A 15,011-nucleotide genomic window follows, 5' to 3' on the forward strand; every position below is an offset into this window, starting at 1 on the left:
CCATTCGACCGCCGTCGCGGGCGGGCCGCGGCGGATTCCGCGGAAGCCGTGCGGACGGGCGCCCCGGGGTGCTCCTGGGACGCCCGCTCACACGTGCGTACCTACTCCTCCACCACCGCCACCGCCCGCGTCCACCCGGCCCCCGCACCCGCGATCTTGAACGGGAAGCAGGAGACCAGGAAGCCGTCCGGTCCGGGCAGCGCGCCGAGGTTGTCCAGCCGCTCGATCTGGCAGTACTCCCGCTCCCGTCCCGCGAAGTGGGCGGGCCACAGCACACCGCGGTCGCCGGTGCGCTGGTACTCCTTGATCATGTGCCCGAACGGGGCGTCGAGGCTGAAGGCGTCGGTGCCGATGACCCGGACGCCGAAGTCGAGCAGCAGGTGTGTCGCCGCGGCGTCCAGGCCGGCGAACTCGGTGAAGTACTCGGGCTTTCCGGCCCGCCGGTCGGCCCCGGTGTGCAGCAGCACGATGTCGTACGGACGCGGGTCGCGGCCCGCCTCGTCGAGGGCCCGCCGCACCCGGTCGGCGCCGATGGCGCCCACCGGTTCGCCGGTGAGATCGAGTTTGAGGCCCGGCCGCAGGAACCAGTCCAGCGGCATCTGGTCGATGTGGCGCGGTGTGCCGTAGCGCGCCCGGGACCCGTAGTGCGACGGTGCGTCGACGTGGGTGCCGGTGTGGGTGGTCAGCCGCAGGGTGTCGAGGGACAGCAGTTCGCCGTCCGGGAGGTCGGCCGGGTCGAAGTCGATGCCGTGGTGGCGCCGCATCCCCTCGGCCATGTGCCGGCCGCCCTCGGCGGGGGTGAGGACTTCGTGTTCGACCGGGTCGACCTCCCACTGGGCGGCGTCCACGGTTGTCGACAGATCGATGATGCGCATGTCGGTCCCTTCCGGTCCGCGCCTACCGCAGGCAGGCCCCGCCGTCCACGGTGAGCACCTGTCCGTGCAGGCCGCCGGCCTCGGGGCGGCACAGCAGCGCCACGGCGTCGGCCACTTCCTCGGCGGTGGCCAGCCGGCCCGTCGGCGTCCGCCGCAACAGGCCCTCCAGCGCCTGGGCCGGTACGGGATCGGAGCCGCCGGCGACCTTGCCCGCGGCCACCGCGTTGACGGCGACGCCCTTGCCCGCGAGCTCCACCGCCAGGTACCGCACCAGCGTCTCCAGGGCCGCCTTGGCCATGCCCAGACCCGCGTAGCCGGGGACGACCGTCCGGGCGCCGACGCTGGAGACGGCGACGATGCGGCCCGTGTCCGGAGTCATCAGGGTGCCCAGGCGCGCCGCCCCGTACAGCAGCGGCCCCACCGCCACGGCGCCGTCGCCCAGGTACTTGCCGATGTGCGGGGACGCGGTCGGGGCCGGGTGGAAGGAACCGGCGGCGTGCACCAGGACGTCCAGCCGGCCGTGGGTGTGCCGGATGTCCTCCAGCAGCCGCACCACGCCGGCGGGGCGGCCGATGTCCGCGCGCATCAGCCGTACCTTGCCGCCCTCCTCGGACAGCTGCCGTTCGGCCGCCAGCGCGCCGTCCTCGTCGTGCGCGTAGTTGAGCAGCACCTCGCAGCCCGCCGTGCTCAGCTTCCGGGCGACGGCCAGGCCGATGCCGCGGGTGCCTCCGATGACCAGTGCCACCGAGCCGCTCGCCGCCGGTGCGCCGTTGATCGCTGTCATTCGCGTGTCCTCCTTGGTCATTCGGCCGTCACGCCCCGGCGCGTGCCGTCCGGTGCGGGCGCGGTGTCCTCCGGGAGCAGGTGCAGTGCCTGGAGCCGGGCGGCCAGCGCGGTGGTGTCGGTCCGCGGCCCCTTCGCGGCCAGGTAGCCGTCCGGCCTGATCAGCGCCCAGCCGCCGGGAGGGACGCCGAAGGTCTGCCGCAGCGCGTCGTCGGGGTCGGCGAGGGCGGGGCCGTCTTCTCCTTCGCGGGGGACGACGGCGCGTACCTGTACGGCCCGGCCGTACCGCAACGCCAGCTCCGCGGCTCCTCCGGCGGCAAACAACAGCAGCAGCCACCGGGGATCGGTGAGCGCCTGCCGCAGTGCCCGGTGGCCGGGGTGGCGCGCCACGTCCTGGTCCGTGCTCGCGACCAGGTGCCCGGGGCGCACCCCTGCCGCCCCGTCGGCCGTGCCGTACGTCAGCGGGCTGTCCGCGTAGTGCAGGGCGAGGCCGGACATCCCCGCCATGATCCGGTGTTCCACGCGCCGCTTGAGCGGGCGCACCGCCTTGAGGACGGACAGGCCCACGGGCATGGCCACCGGCGCCACGGCGTTGCGCAACGCCACCAGGGCCGTGGCCGTGCGTGTCGAGGACAGCAACCTGCCGCCCACCGGGACGCGTTCGGCGGCGTAGGTGTCCAGCAGCTCCTCCCGCGCGTGTCCGCGCACCACGTCCGCCAGCTTCCACGCCAGGTTGTAGGCGTCCTGCATGCCGGTGTTCATGCCCTGGCCGGAGGCCGGGCTGTGGACGTGCGCGGCGTCGCCGGCCACGAAGCAGCGGCCGGAGCGCATCGCGGTGATCATGCGTTGCTGTACGCGGAAGACGGAGACCCAGGTCGGCTCCGAGACCGCCACCGGACGCCCGAGACCGCGCGCCAGGGACCCGGCGAGCCCGCGCCGTACCGTCTCCGGATCGGCTCCCTGGCCGGCGTACTCGGTGTCCACCGCGCGCCACTTGCCGGGGTCGGGGAACGGCACCAGCAGCACGGTCCCGGAACCGGTGTGCACCAGGTGGTTGCTGTCGCGGGGCAGTTCGGCGTCCAGTACGACGTCCGCGTTGAGCCAGGTCTGCGTCGCGTTGCCGACCAGCCGCAGCCCCAGCCGCTCGCGAACGGTGCTGCGGGAGCCGTCCGCACCCACCAGCCAGGGCACCGTGACCTGTTCGGTACGGCCGTCATGGCGCAACTCGGCGGTGACCCGCTCCCCGGACGTCGTGCAGTCCGCCAGCTCCACCCCCCACTCGATACCGACCCCCAGACCGGCCAGGCGCTCGCGCAGGATCTCCTCCGTACGGACCTGGTCCAGCATCAGGCTGAACGGGTAGGCCGTCGGCAGCTTGCCGTAGTTGGTGTCGAAGCGGATCAGCTGCCGGCCGCGCAGGTGCACGGTGAAGTGGGTGACCGGGCGGCCCCGCGCCACCAGGGCGTCCGCCAGGCCCATCTGGTGGCACGCCTCCAGGGTGCGCGGATGCACGGCCAGCGCCCGGCTGCTCGTCGCCGGCCCGCCGGCCCGGTCGATCACCCGGACGCGCACGCGCCGGCGGGTCAGCTCGTGCGCCAGGGTCAGGCCGACGGGCCCGGCGCCGGCGATCAGCACCTCCGGGCCGTCCGCCTCAGGCGGCATGCGGGGCCTCCGCGAAGCGCTTGGCGAGCGCCAGGGTGGCCGCGCTGTTGCCGCCGACCGCCGCGCGCACCCGAGCCCGCGCGTCGGCCGCCGTGGCGTCCGCGCCGAGGATGCCGGGGACGGCGGCCTCGTTGATCCTGATGGTGTGCCGGGAGGTGACGAGCAGCCCGTCCCCGGTGTCCCGTATCGACCACTCGCCGGTGTGCAGGGTCATCAGCGGGGGAGTGCCGATCTGCTTGTAGACGATCCGCAGTTCGCCGGGGAAGCAGACCCGCACCGACTCCGTGGTGTGCTCCGAGCCGTCGTTGGCGCGGGTGACCATGGTCATCACCTGCACGTCGGGCGTGGGCTCGGTGAGGTCGAGCCGGGAGACGTGCGGCAGCCGGCCGGGCCACTTGCCCGCCTCCGCGAGGAACGCGTACACCGCCTCGGCGGGAGCGTGCACCGTCTCGGAGTCCTCGAACGAGAACAGCAGCTCCGCGTCCGTGTCCGGGCCCTCGGCCAGCGCCTTGATGTTCGCCAGTTCGGTACGGCTGTTGCGGTCGGTCGCGGTGGTGATCCACTGGACGTCCTCCGGGCGGTCGTCCACCGCGGCGAACGTGTGGTGCAGCGTCAGCTCGCAGCGTCCGCCCGGCCGCTCCTCCAGGACCCATTCACCGCTCATCGCGGCCACCGGAGGCGAGCACACCTCCTGCCGGAACCGGACGCGGAGCCCGTCGGGGTCCAGCGTCCGGTGCGACGTCCAGTGCTTGACCTCCCCGTTGGCGGTGGCCCAGATGCGCAGCCGCTCGCTGCGGGCGTCGAGTTCCGTGCGCTCGACGTGGACGGTCGGCGCGAAGCGCCGGGGCCAGCCGGCGGCGTCACGGATGAGGGCGTACACGCGGTCGGCGGGGGCGTCGATCTCCGTGTGGTGCACGGCGCGGTGGGATGTGGGTGCGGGCATGCGTCGTCGGTTCCTCTCGGGTCTTCGGGGCAACGGGGGCGGGGCTGCGGGCGGGGCGGCTCAGTAGATGCCCAGTCCGCCGCAGACGTTGAGGGCCTGCGCGGTGATGGAGCCCGCGTCCTCTCCCACCAAGTGGCCGACCAGGGCGGCCACTTCCTGGGGCGTGGAGTAGCGCCCCAGCGGGATCTTGTCGTTGAAGCGGGACAGCACCTCCTCCTCGGTGGTGTCCCACGTGGTCGCGTACGCCTGCCGCACGCGGACCGCCATCGGGGTCTCCACGTAGCCGGGGCAGACGGCGTTGACGGTGACGCCCGTGGGGGCCAGCTCCTTGGCCAGCGCCTTGGTGAAGCCGATCAGGCCCGCCTTCGAGGCCGAGTACGGGGCGCCCAGCGGAACGCCCTGCTTGCCGCCGGTGGAGGCGATGCTGACGATCCGGCCCGAGGCGCCGGCGCGCTCCAGCCCACCGGTGGTCAGGGCCTCGCGGGTGACGAGGAAGGCGCTGTTGAGGTTGGTGTCGATCACGTCGTACCAGAGGTCGTCGGGGATCTGCGACGTCACTCCGCCGCCGCTGCGGCCCGCGTTGTTCACCAGGACGCTCAGCGGCCCGAACCGGTCGACCGCACCGCGGACGACGCGCTCCACCGACTCCCGGGACCGCACGTCCCCCTCGCACCCGGCGACCTCAAGGCCCTGGTCCCGCAGCTCCTTGACGACGGCGTCGACGTTCTCGCGGCTGCGGGCGCACAGGAACACCCGCAGCCCGCGGGCGGCGAGCGTGTGCACCACGGCGAGCCCGATGCCGCTGGTGCCGCCCGTCACCAGGGCGGTCCTGGGCGTGGCACTGGTAGTCATGGCGTTGTCCTCCGGTGTCGTGGTGTGGCGGTCGGCGCGCCCGTACGGCGCCGCCCGGCGGCACGGCTTTCCCGCCCGCCCCGTGCGTACCAGCGTGCAAGCGGCCGTTAGAGGCTGGACCGACCGCGGTTGGGGCCGTCTTTGTGCGGCGCCGCGGGGCGAACGCGGCCCGGCGACGGCTCTAAGACCGGTCGAAGAGCTGCTGCCACGCTCACGCCGTGCGGCCGCCCCCAGCGAGGCCGCCGGAGAGGAGAGTCGTATGTCAGGCTCGGAACAGCCGTCGGGCGTCCCCGTGGACACCGCGCTCTACCAGGAGATCCAGCACTTCTACGGACGCCAGATGCGGTACCTGGACGAGGCGCGGGTCGAGGAGTGGGCCGGCACCTTCACCGAGGACGGCGTCTTCGTCGCCAACGCCCACCCCGAACCGTCCCTCGGGCGGGCCGCCATCGCGGCCGGTGCCAGGAAGGCCGCCGCCCTGCTGGCCGAACAGGGCGTCCAGCGCCGCCACTGGCTCGGCATGCTCGAAGCGGACGCCTGTGACGACGGCACCGTACGCGCCCGCACCTACGCGCTGATCCTGAGCACGCCCCGCGGCGGCCAGGCAGCGGTGCACCTGAGCACGAGCTGCGACGACGTCCTCGTGCGCGAGGACGGCCAACTGCGCGTGCGGCACCGCGAGGTACGCCGGGACGACCTGCGGCCCGAGTAGTGGCCCGCCGACCCGCAAGGGAGAAAGGAGCCGTGCCCATGGCCGGACGACAGCCCGGCGGCCCGCGGGACAGCACCGCCGAGGGACCGCCGCTCGACGTCCTCGCGCACGTGACGGGCGGCCCCCGGATCGACGACCTGCTGTCGCGGGCGGCGCGGCGCGCGCCCGGGCGGCTCGCGCTGAGCGGCCCCTCCGGGGACCTGACCTATGCCGCCCTGGAGGAGCGGGCGACGCGGTGCGCGGCCGCGCTGCGCGAGTTGTCCGGGGACCCCGGGGCGGTGGTGGGCATCGCCGCCGTACTGGACACGTCGTTCGCGGTGGCGTACTTCGGCGCCTCCCGGGCCCAGCACGTCAGCGCGATGTTCAACCCGCTGCTGCGCGAGGAGCGCCTGACCCACGTGCTGCGCTCCGCGGGCGCGCAGACCGTCATCGTCCCACCGCAGATGTACGCGCGTGTCCAGGCCGTACGCGGGGACCTGCCGGCACTGCGGACCGTGGTGCTCACCCACCGCGAACCCGGGTTCCGGGAGGCCACGGCGGACGTTCCCGCGCTGGACGAGCTGATCGACGCAGCGCCCCCCACGCGGCCGTTCGCCGGCCGCGACCCCGAGGCCGTGGCGAACCTCCAGTTCACCAGCGGCACCACCGGGGCGCCGAAGACCGTCATGCTCACCCACCGCAACCTGACGGTCAACGCGGCCCAGACGGCGTACACCCACCGGCTCGCCCCCGAGTCGGTGCTGCTCAACACCCTGCCGTCGTTCCACCTGATGCACCTGAACATCGCGGTGACCGCCGGCGCCACCCACCTGCTGCGGCCCGGGGACGACACCGTGGCCGCGCTGCGCGAGGGCGCCCGCCACGGCGCGACGCACCTCTACAGCCTGCCGGTACGGCTGGCCCGGCTGGCGGCGGACGAGCGGCTGCCGGAGCTGTCCGTGCCCACCCTGCGGGCCGTGCTCTCCGGCGGGTCGGCGCTGCCCGCCCGGACCGCGTCCGTACTGGGCGAGCACTTCGGCGTCCCGGTCGTCCAGGGGTACGGACTGGCCGAGACCGCGCCGTCCACGCACTTCGACGACCTGAACGACCCGGTGGCCGGCTCGTCGGGCAGGCCCGTGCCCGGCACCGCCTGCCGCATCGTGGACCTGCGGACCCGGGCCGTACTCCCGGTGGGAAGCCGCGGCGAGATCCAGGTCAAGGGCCCCCAGCTGATGAAGGGTTACCTCGGCAGGCCGCGGGAGGAGTCCGTGGACCCGGACGGCTGGTTCTCCACCGGCGACATCGGCGAGACGGACGCCGAGGGGCGGCTGTTCGTCGTCGACCGGGTCAAGGACGTCTTCAAGTGCGACAACTGGCTGGTCTCGCCCCTGGAGATCGAGAACGTGCTGGCCCGCTGCCCCGGGGTGGCGGACTGCGCGGTCTTCGACCACCCGGACGAGTTCAGCGGCGCCGTCGCGCACGCGCTGGTGGTCCTGGCGGACGAGGACACCGACCGTACGGCCGTCACCCGCTTCGTCAACGACCGGCTGCCCTACTACCAGCACATCAAGTACCTCGACGTCGTACGGGACGTTCCCCGCTCGCCCACCGGGAAGATCCAGCGCCGCGAACTGCGGGACCGGACCCTGGGCGGCACCCACCGGCACGCCCCGAGCGCCACCGACCACACGAAGGGCACCTCCACCATGTTCACGTTCGTCAACCGGTTCACGGTCCAGGGCGACACCGCCGAGTTCGAGAAGCGGGTCGGGGAGATCACCGACCACATGACGCGGCAGCCCGGCTTCCACTCGCACCGCCTGCTGCGCTCCCTGAAGGACCCGGCGGTCTACGTCGAGATCGCCGAATGGGACGACGCCGAGTCGCACGGCCGCGCGGTGCGCACCGAAACGTTCCAGCGGGCCGTACGCGAGGTCCAGAAGCTCGCGAGCGCCGACCCGGCCCCCTTCACACCCGTCACCGCGACCGGCTGACGGCAGGCCGACGCGCCGACCCCACCAACAGACACAGAAAGGCAGTCCACCGTGACCAGCACCTCTCCCACGGCGCTTCCCCCCGCCGTCATGCGGCTGCGCGAACTCGCCCTGAGCGCCGCCTGCGCCGCCGCCGTCCGCGCCGCGGCGAGCCTGAGCGTCGCGGACGCCCTCGGGGACGAGCCCGCGGACGCCGGCACCCTCGCGAAGGCGGTACGGGCCGACGCGGGCGCGCTGGAGCGCCTGCTGCGCGCCCTCGCCTCGTACGGCGTCTTCACCGAACTCCCCGACGGCCGCTTCGAGCACACCGACGCCTCCCGGCTGCTGCGCGAGGACGCCCCGCGCGGCCTGCGCTACTCCGCGCTGTGGGCGACCGAGCCCTGGACCTGGGCGCTGTGGCCGCACCTGGCGGACGCGGTCCGCACCGGGAAGGAGGAGTTCACCGGGCTGTACGGCACCGAGTTCTTCGACTGGCTGCACACCGCGGAGGCCCGCGAGTCCGCCCAGGTGTTCGACAAGGCCATGACCCAGTCCAGCGTGCTGTCCGCCCGTGCCATCGCCGACGTGCTCGACCTGGACGGTGTCACCGCCATGGTGGACATCGCCGGTGGCCAGGGCATGGTCCTCGCCACCCTGCTGGAGAAGTACCCGAAGCTGCGCGGCACCCTCTTCGACCTGCCGAAGGTCGTCGCCGAGGCCGACCCGCGGCTGCGTGAGGGGGGCGAACTCGCCGAACGTGCGCGGCTGGTGGCCGGTGACTGCCGGCAGTCGGTGCCGGAGGGCGCCGACCTGTACCTGCTGAAGAACATCCTGGAGTGGGACGACGAGAGCACGGTGCGGACCCTGCGCAACGTCGCCAAGGCGGCCCCCGCCGGGGCGCGCGTCGTGGTGGTGGAGAACCTGGTCGACGGCAGCCCCGAGACCCGGTTCACCACCGCCATGGACCTGATGCTGCTGCTCAACGTGGGCGGCAAGAAGCACACCGAGGCGGGGCTGAGCGCGCTGGTGGAGCAGGCGGGGCTCCAACTGGAGGAGGTCCGCCCGGTCAACTCCTACCTGCACATGTTCGTGAGCAGGGTTCCCGCCTAGCCGTCACCCGTACGACGAGACCCCCGGCCGAGTGAACAGGCCGGGGGTCTCGTCGCTGCGGATGTCAGACGGTGGCGGGCTCGCCCTCCTCGAACAGGTCGGAGCGGACCCGCAGCGCCCGGTCACCGTAGGCGATGCGCCGCAGTACGGACCGGTAGGCGGGGGTGCGCGAGACCAGCATCGCCGCCTTCGGGCGGACGACCCCGGAAACGCGTCCGGTCGACAGCATCATCCGGCTCTGCATCACCTGGACGCGGGTCGCCCGCTCGGTGTCCGGGCGGCGCCGCGTGGCGAACGCGCTCAGGAAGCGCTCGCTCAGGTCGCGCCGCCGCAGGCCCTCGCAGAGGACCGGGTGCGCGGCGACCGCGTCCTGGATGGCGAGGTTGATGCCCTGGGCCCCGATCGGGCTGTGGGTGTGCGCGCTGTCTCCGATCAGCAGCAGTCCGTCGCGCGCCCACGACCGGGCGGAGCCGGCGAACACGTCCAGCAGGGACACGTCCTTGAAGCTGTTCACCTGCTGGTCCACCTCGTCCGCGTACTCGGGCACGGCCGCCCGGATGCGTTCCTTGACGTGCGCGAACCCCTGCTCGGCCAGCGCTTGGTAGCCCTTGTGCGGCAGCGTCCAACCGAGTTGTACGCAGTCGGGGAAGGACGTGTAGGCCAGCACCGGGTTGCCGCCGGCCCGGAAGATGCGCACCGCGCGCGTGGCGGGCGCGGTGAGCTTGCACCACAGCACGTCCTGGTCGAACAGCTCGATCCGGTCGTACGGGATGCCCGCCAGCTTGCGGACCGTGGAGTACCGCCCGTCCGCACCGACGACACAGTCGGCACGGACCACGACCCCGTCCCGGCCACCGCCGCACACCACGCCGCGGACCACGCCGCCCTCCTCCACCAGCCCGTTGACCTTGGTACCGGTCAGGCAGGTGAAGCGCGGGTGGGCCCGGCAGCGCTCCAGCAGGCCGGCCAGCAGATGCTGCTGCGGCAGGCTGAGCAGGCAGTTGTACGGGCCGGGCAGCCGCCGGTAATCCCCGTTGATCAGAGTCCTGCCGTGCTCCTCCAGCCGGAAACCGTCGTGCTCGTGGCAGCCGCGCCGCCGGGCGCCCTCCAGGACGCCGAGCGCGTCCAGCAGAGCCTGCCCTCCAGGTTGCAGGATCTCTCCCCGGTAGGCGCGCTCCAGCGAGCGGCTGCGCTCGACCAGGGTCACCCGCGCCCCCGAGCGCAGCATCAGCAGCGCCAGGGTCAGCCCGGCCGGGCCACCGCCGACGACGCACACATCGGCGTGTGCGTCGCCGGCCGGCGGCCCGTCGGGGCCGGTCACAGCTCCAGGCTGACGCCGTACTCGGCCAGCCAGGTGTTCATCCACAGCACCAGCTCCAGACTGCCCCGGTCGTAGGGTTGGCTGACGGCGCCGAGCGGCCGCCGCAGCAGGTCACGCGCGCGTCCGAGATCCAGCAGGTCACGGACCGGCGCACCGTTGTCGGCGAGCAGCGCGGCCAGTTCGCCGCGCAGCAACCGCTCGTAGGCGGGGTCCTGCGTGGCCGGGTAGGGCGTCTTGACCCGGGTGAGCACCGGTTCCGGCAGCAGGTCGCGCACCGCCGCCCGCAGCAGGCTCTTCTCCCGGCCGTCGAAGGACTTCATGGCCCACGGCACGTTGAAGACGTAGTCGACCAGCCGGTGGTCGCAGAACGGCACCCGCACCTCCAGGCCGGTGGCCATGCTCATCCGGTCCTTGCGGTCCAGCAGGGTCTGCACGAAGCGGGTGAGGTTGAGGTAGGTCACCCGGCGCAGCTCCGCCTCCCGTGCGTCCTCGCCGGGCAGCACGGGGACCTCCTTGCGGGCCTCCTGGTACCGGTCCCGCTGGTAACCCGGCAGGTCGAGCTTGTCCAGCAGCTTGCGGTCGAACAGGCCGCGGCCGCCGAAGTACCGGGCCGAGCCCGAGGTCAGCCAGGGAAACGTACCGGCGTCGACGGCGGCCGACCGGTGGAACCACCGGTAACCGCCGAAGAGTTCGTCCGCCGCCTCGCCCGACAGCGCCACCGTGCAGTGCCGCCGCACCTGCTGGAAGAACAGGTACAGCGACGGCCACATGTCGCCCCAGAAGGCCGGGGGCAGGTCGGTGGCCCCCAGGACGGCGGCACGCACCGCGGGCGCCGCCAGGTCAGCGCTGTCCAGCACCACTTCCGTGTGGTCGGCCGCCACGTGCCGGACCATCTCCCTTACGTACGGCGCGTCCGTACCGCCCCGTACGGCGTCCGGCTGGAACCGGGTGCCGGCGCCGGAGAAGTCCACGGAGAAGGTACGGACCGGGCCTTCGCCCGCCCGCGCCGCCAGCGCGGTGACCGCCGAGGAGTCCAGCCCGCCGGAGAGCAGGGTGCACAGCGGCACGTCGGAGACCAGCTGCCGGGACACCGTGTCGGCCAGCAGTTCGCGCACCGTGGCGATGGTGGTCTCCAGGTCGTCGGTGTGCTCCCGCGCCTGGAGCGTCCAGTACCGCCGGCGGGTGACGCCGGCGCGCCCGACGGTGACGACCTCGCCCGGCAGCACCTCGTGCATCCCCGAGAAGACGGTCCGGCCGGGGGTCTTGACCATGTCCAGCACCTCGCACAGCCCCTCGGCCGTCACCCGGCGCCGCAGCGACGGGTGCGCGAGCACGGCCTTGGGCTCGGAGCCGAACAGCACGCCGGTGGAGGTGGGGTGGTAATAGAGCGGCTTGACCCCCATCCGGTCGCGGACCAGCAGCAGTTCCTGGCGCGCCTCGTCCCACACGGCGAAGGCGTACATGCCGTTGAGCCGGTCCGCCAGGCCCCGGCCCCACCGGGTGTAGCCGTGCAGCACCACCTCCGTGTCGCAGTGCGTACGGAAGCGGTGCCCGTGGGACTCCAGCTCGGCCCGCAGCTCACGGAAGTTGTAGATCTCCCCGCTGAACGTGATGACGTGGCTCGTGCCGTCCGGCAGCGTGCTGTGCATCGGCTGCCGGCCGTGGGCCGGGTCGATGACCGCCAGCCTGCGGTGGCCGAGCGCCGCGTGGCCGCCGGTCCACAGGCCCGCGTCGTCCGGGCCCCGGCAGGCCATGGTGTCCGTCATGGCCCAGGCCGTGGCCCGCTCCTGCGACAGATGGCGTTCGAAATCGATCCAGCCGGCGATTCCGCACATCGGCCGGCCCTCACTTGTCCCGCGCGGCGGCGCCCGCCGACGGGGACGCGCCGGCGAGCGCCGCGTTGGTCATCTCGATCAGGGCGCGCGGCGTGGTGGCCTTCTCCACCGCGTCGTCACCGAGTCGTACGCCGTAGTCGCGCTCGATGCGCCCCAGGGTGTTCAGCAGCGCGAGCGAGTCGTAGCCGAGGTTGTCGAAGGCGACGTCCTCGACGTCCCCTCCCAGGTCGACCGACTCCTCCTCGCCCGCGCACTCGCGGAGCAGGGTGAGCAGGTCGGCAACGGTGAGCAGGGTCATGACAGTCCTACCTTTCGGGTGTAACGAACTCTCGGAGAAAAGGGGTGCGCGAGGGCCGCGCGGAAGCGGCCGGGAGCGGCGGCTCAGTCCCGGCCGCTGACGACCATCGCGGAGTTGAACCCGCCGTGACCGCGGGCGAGGACCAGGGCGTGCCGCAGGGACGCCGGGCGGGGAGCGCCGACGACCAGGTCCAGCCTGTCCGGGACGGTTCCGCCGTCCACGTGCACCGTCGGCGGGACGACCTGGTCGCGCAGCGACAGCAGCGCCGCCGCCAGGTCCAGGGACGCGCCGCCGGCCAGCAGGCGTCCCGTCATCGTCTTCGGCGCCGTCACCGGCACCCCGCGCGGCCCGAACTCGGCGGCCAGCACCTGCGCCTCCACCGCGTCGAGCGCCGGGACGCCCATCGCGTCGGCGAAGACCACGTCCACGTCCCCGGTCCCGATCCCGGCGTCGTCCAGCGCCAGCCGGAGCGCTCTGCGCAGCCCCGGCTCCCGGCCCGAGCCCGGACGGGGGTCGAAGGTGGCCGCGTACCCGGCGATCCGCCCGTAGATCTGCGGGGATCCCCGCTCCGCGGCGGCCCGGGGGTCCTCCAGGACCAGCAGAGCCCCGCCCTCACCCGGTACGTATCCGGAGGCGCCGGGGGAGAAGGGCAGGTAAGCGCGGCGCGGATCGGTCCGGGTGGTCAGCCCGCCGGAACGGGTCATGCACAGCCAGCCCCACGGGCACAGCGAACCGTCCACACCGCCGGTGAGCATCAGCGGCGTCCCGTCGCGTACGTGGCGGCGCGCCTTGGCCACCGCGTCCAGCCCGCCGGCCTGCTCGGCCACCAGCGCGCCGCCGGGGCCCCGCATGCCGTGCCGGATGGAGATCTGGCCGGAGTTGACCGGGTAGAACCAGGCGAAGGACTGGTACGCGCTGACGTGCGCGCCGCCCTTGCTCCACAGCGCCTCCAGCTCCCGCTGGCCGAAGTCGAACCCGCCCGCCGACGCGGCGGTGACCACCCCGGCCGCGAAGTCGGGCATCGTCCGCGGGTCGGCGCCCGCGTCGGCCAGCGCCTCCTCGGCCGCGACCAGCGCGAGCCTGGTCATGTGGTCGGTCTGCGGCAGCAGCCTGCTCGGCAGTTCCCGCGCCGGGTCGAAGTCCTTGACCTCGCCGGCCAGCGACGAGGCGTAGCCGGACGGGTCGAACCGGGTGACCCGGCCGATCGCGCTGTCGCCGCGCAGCGTCGCGGCCCAGTACCGTTCGGTGCCCAGCCCGTTGGGCGCGACCACGCCGATGCCGGTGACCACCGGCCGGGCGGTGCGGCCGGCCGGAGCGCCGGCGGCGGTGGCGGAGACGAGCTGTCCGGTCACCGCTTCCTCCCCGGGTCGGTGAGCACGATCGCGCTCTGGAAGCCGCCGAACCCGCTGGCCACGGAGACCACCGTGGACACCGGCGCCTCCCTGGCCACCAGCGGTACGTAGTCCAGGTCGCACGCGGGGTCGGGCTCCCGCAGATTGGCGGTGGGCGGTATCACCCCGTGCTCGATGGTCAGGGCGCTGGCCGCCACCTCCAGCGCGCAGATGGCGCCCAGCGAGTGGCCGATCATCGACTTGATGGAGCTGATGGGGACGGAGTACGCGTGCGGACCCAGGCTCTGCTTGAACGCCGCCGTCTCGTGGAGGTCGTTCTGCTTGGTCGCCGAGCCGTGGGCGTTGACGTAGTCCACCTCCGACGGGTCCAGGCGCGCGATGTCGAGCGCGCGGCTCACCGCCTCGGCCAGCTCCCGCCCGTCCGAGCGCAGCCCGGTCATGCTGTACGCGTTGCACCGCCCGGCGTACCCGGCGATCTCCGCGTACGCGCGGGCCCCCCGCCGCCTGGCGTGCGTGTACTCCTCCAGGACGAAGAAGGCCGCCCCCTCGCCCAGCACGAAGCCGTTGCGGGTGCGGTCGAAGGGCCGGGACGCGGTCTCCGGCTCGTCGTTGCGCGGCGTGGTGGCCTTGATCGCGTCGAAGCACGCCACGGTGATGGGGGAGATGGCGGCGTCGGACGCCCCGGCCACCATCACGTCGGCCGCGCCGTCGCGTACCAGGTCCGCCGCGTGGGTGAGCACGTCGATGCCCGAGGTGCACCCGGCCGAGACCACCCCGGCCGGGCCCTCCGCCTCGGCCAGCCAGGCGATCTCGGCGGCCATCGACGAGGGCACGAAGTAGTCGTACAGGTAGGGCGTGCCGTGCGCGTCGTCGACCTGCCACAGCCGGCCCTCGTCGCTGACCACCGCGTACTCGCGGTCCAGGCTCATCGTCATGCCGCAGGCGGTGCCCGCCATGACGCCGGTGCGCAGCGGGTCGGCCTCGCCCGTCACGCCGCTGTCCGCCAGCGCCTCCCGCGCGGCCACGTAGGCGAACTGCGTGGTGCGGTCCCAGGCGCGGACCTGCCGCTGGCCGAGCCCCTCCGCCGCCGGGTCGAAGCGGCATTCGGCCGCCACCTGGGAGCGGAAGGACGAGGCGTCGAAGGACGAGATCGGGCGGGTGGCGGTACGCCCCGCCGTGAGCATCTCCCAGAACGGCTTGGTGCCCACGTCTCCCGGAGCCACCACGCCGATCCCTGTGATTACGACGCGTCGAGCGTCTTGGATCTTGGACACTGAGTCTCCTCTGCCGTCGTCGCGCCACCGGGGGCGGCGCGA

The 15,011-nt window shown here is 73.4% G+C and carries 13 protein-coding genes; 3 read left to right on the forward strand and 10 right to left on the reverse strand.

Annotated elements, in window-relative coordinates; genetic code table 11:
- Nucleotides 1–101: 101 nt before the first annotated feature.
- Genes ACH4K4_RS34175 through ACH4K4_RS34195 form a run of 5 tightly spaced genes read right to left on the reverse strand, consistent with a single transcriptional unit; the run spans nucleotide 102 to nucleotide 5,115 of the window.
- On the reverse strand, nucleotides 102–875 hold the full coding sequence (locus tag ACH4K4_RS34175; RefSeq protein ID WP_398172943.1) for a cyclase family protein: 774 nt from the start codon (nucleotides 873–875) through the stop codon (nucleotides 102–104).
- 22 nt (nucleotides 876–897) lie between these two features.
- Nucleotides 898–1,659: an SDR family oxidoreductase gene (locus ACH4K4_RS34180; RefSeq protein ID WP_398172945.1), complete on the reverse strand. Its 762-nt coding sequence runs from the start codon at nucleotides 1,657–1,659 to the stop codon at nucleotides 898–900.
- A gap of 17 nt (nucleotides 1,660–1,676) precedes the next feature.
- A complete protein-coding gene (locus tag ACH4K4_RS34185; protein ID WP_398172947.1) occupies nucleotides 1,677–3,320 on the reverse strand; it encodes an FAD-dependent monooxygenase in 1,644 nt (547 codons plus the stop codon).
- A complete protein-coding gene (locus ACH4K4_RS34190; protein ID WP_398172949.1) occupies nucleotides 3,310–4,263 on the reverse strand; it encodes an aromatase/cyclase in 954 nt (317 codons plus the stop codon). Before ACH4K4_RS34190 ends, ACH4K4_RS34185 begins: the two co-directional genes overlap by 11 nt.
- A gap of 60 nt (nucleotides 4,264–4,323) precedes the next feature.
- Nucleotides 4,324–5,115: an SDR family NAD(P)-dependent oxidoreductase gene (locus ACH4K4_RS34195; RefSeq protein WP_398172951.1), complete on the reverse strand. Its 792-nt coding sequence runs from the start codon at nucleotides 5,113–5,115 to the stop codon at nucleotides 4,324–4,326.
- Nucleotides 5,116–5,374: 259 nt separating this feature from the next.
- On the opposite strand from ACH4K4_RS34195, the gene ACH4K4_RS34200 reads away from it, so the two are divergent.
- Genes ACH4K4_RS34200 through ACH4K4_RS34210 form a run of 3 tightly spaced genes read left to right on the forward strand, consistent with a single transcriptional unit; the run spans nucleotide 5,375 to nucleotide 8,889 of the window.
- A complete protein-coding gene (locus tag ACH4K4_RS34200) occupies nucleotides 5,375–5,827 on the forward strand; it encodes a nuclear transport factor 2 family protein (RefSeq protein WP_398172953.1) in 453 nt (150 codons plus the stop codon).
- A gap of 38 nt (nucleotides 5,828–5,865) precedes the next feature.
- A complete protein-coding gene (locus tag ACH4K4_RS34205; protein ID WP_398172955.1) occupies nucleotides 5,866–7,800 on the forward strand; it encodes an AMP-binding protein in 1,935 nt (644 codons plus the stop codon).
- Nucleotides 7,801–7,851: 51 nt separating this feature from the next.
- Nucleotides 7,852–8,889, forward strand: a complete 1,038-nt coding sequence (locus tag ACH4K4_RS34210) for a methyltransferase (protein WP_398172957.1) — start codon at nucleotides 7,852–7,854, stop codon at nucleotides 8,887–8,889.
- A gap of 64 nt (nucleotides 8,890–8,953) precedes the next feature.
- Here the strand turns inward: ACH4K4_RS34210 and ACH4K4_RS34215 are convergent, their stop codons facing one another.
- From ACH4K4_RS34215 to oxyA, 5 genes are all read right to left on the reverse strand, one after another.
- Nucleotides 8,954–10,210, reverse strand: a complete 1,257-nt coding sequence (locus ACH4K4_RS34215; RefSeq protein ID WP_398172959.1) for an FAD-dependent monooxygenase — start codon at nucleotides 10,208–10,210, stop codon at nucleotides 8,954–8,956.
- Nucleotides 10,207–12,045 carry an asparagine synthase (glutamine-hydrolyzing) gene (gene asnB, locus ACH4K4_RS34220; protein WP_398172961.1) on the reverse strand — a complete coding sequence of 613 codons (1,839 nt, stop codon included), beginning with the start codon at nucleotides 12,043–12,045 and terminating at the stop codon, nucleotides 10,207–10,209. Before asnB ends, ACH4K4_RS34215 begins: the two co-directional genes overlap by 4 nt.
- A gap of 10 nt (nucleotides 12,046–12,055) precedes the next feature.
- The gene (locus tag ACH4K4_RS34225; protein ID WP_398172963.1) at nucleotides 12,056–12,343 is read right to left on the reverse strand and encodes an acyl carrier protein; all 288 of its coding nucleotides are present in this window, start codon (nucleotides 12,341–12,343) and stop codon (nucleotides 12,056–12,058) included.
- A gap of 83 nt (nucleotides 12,344–12,426) precedes the next feature.
- Entirely contained in the window at nucleotides 12,427–13,695 is a 1,269-nt protein-coding gene (locus ACH4K4_RS34230; RefSeq protein WP_398172965.1) for a ketosynthase chain-length factor, read from the reverse strand.
- Nucleotides 13,692–14,960 (reverse strand): tetracycline polyketide synthase beta-ketoacyl synthase subunit OxyA, encoded by a 1,269-nt coding sequence (oxyA, locus tag ACH4K4_RS34235; protein ID WP_398173019.1) that lies wholly within the window; start codon nucleotides 14,958–14,960, stop codon nucleotides 13,692–13,694. The genes ACH4K4_RS34230 and oxyA overlap by 4 nt, the downstream gene beginning before the upstream one ends.
- Between the last annotated feature and the right edge of the window lie 51 nt (nucleotides 14,961–15,011).

Source organism: Streptomyces sp. NPDC017529, from assembly GCF_044329785.1.
In the GTDB taxonomy this organism is placed as follows: Bacteria; Actinomycetota; Actinomycetes; order Streptomycetales; family Streptomycetaceae; genus Streptomyces.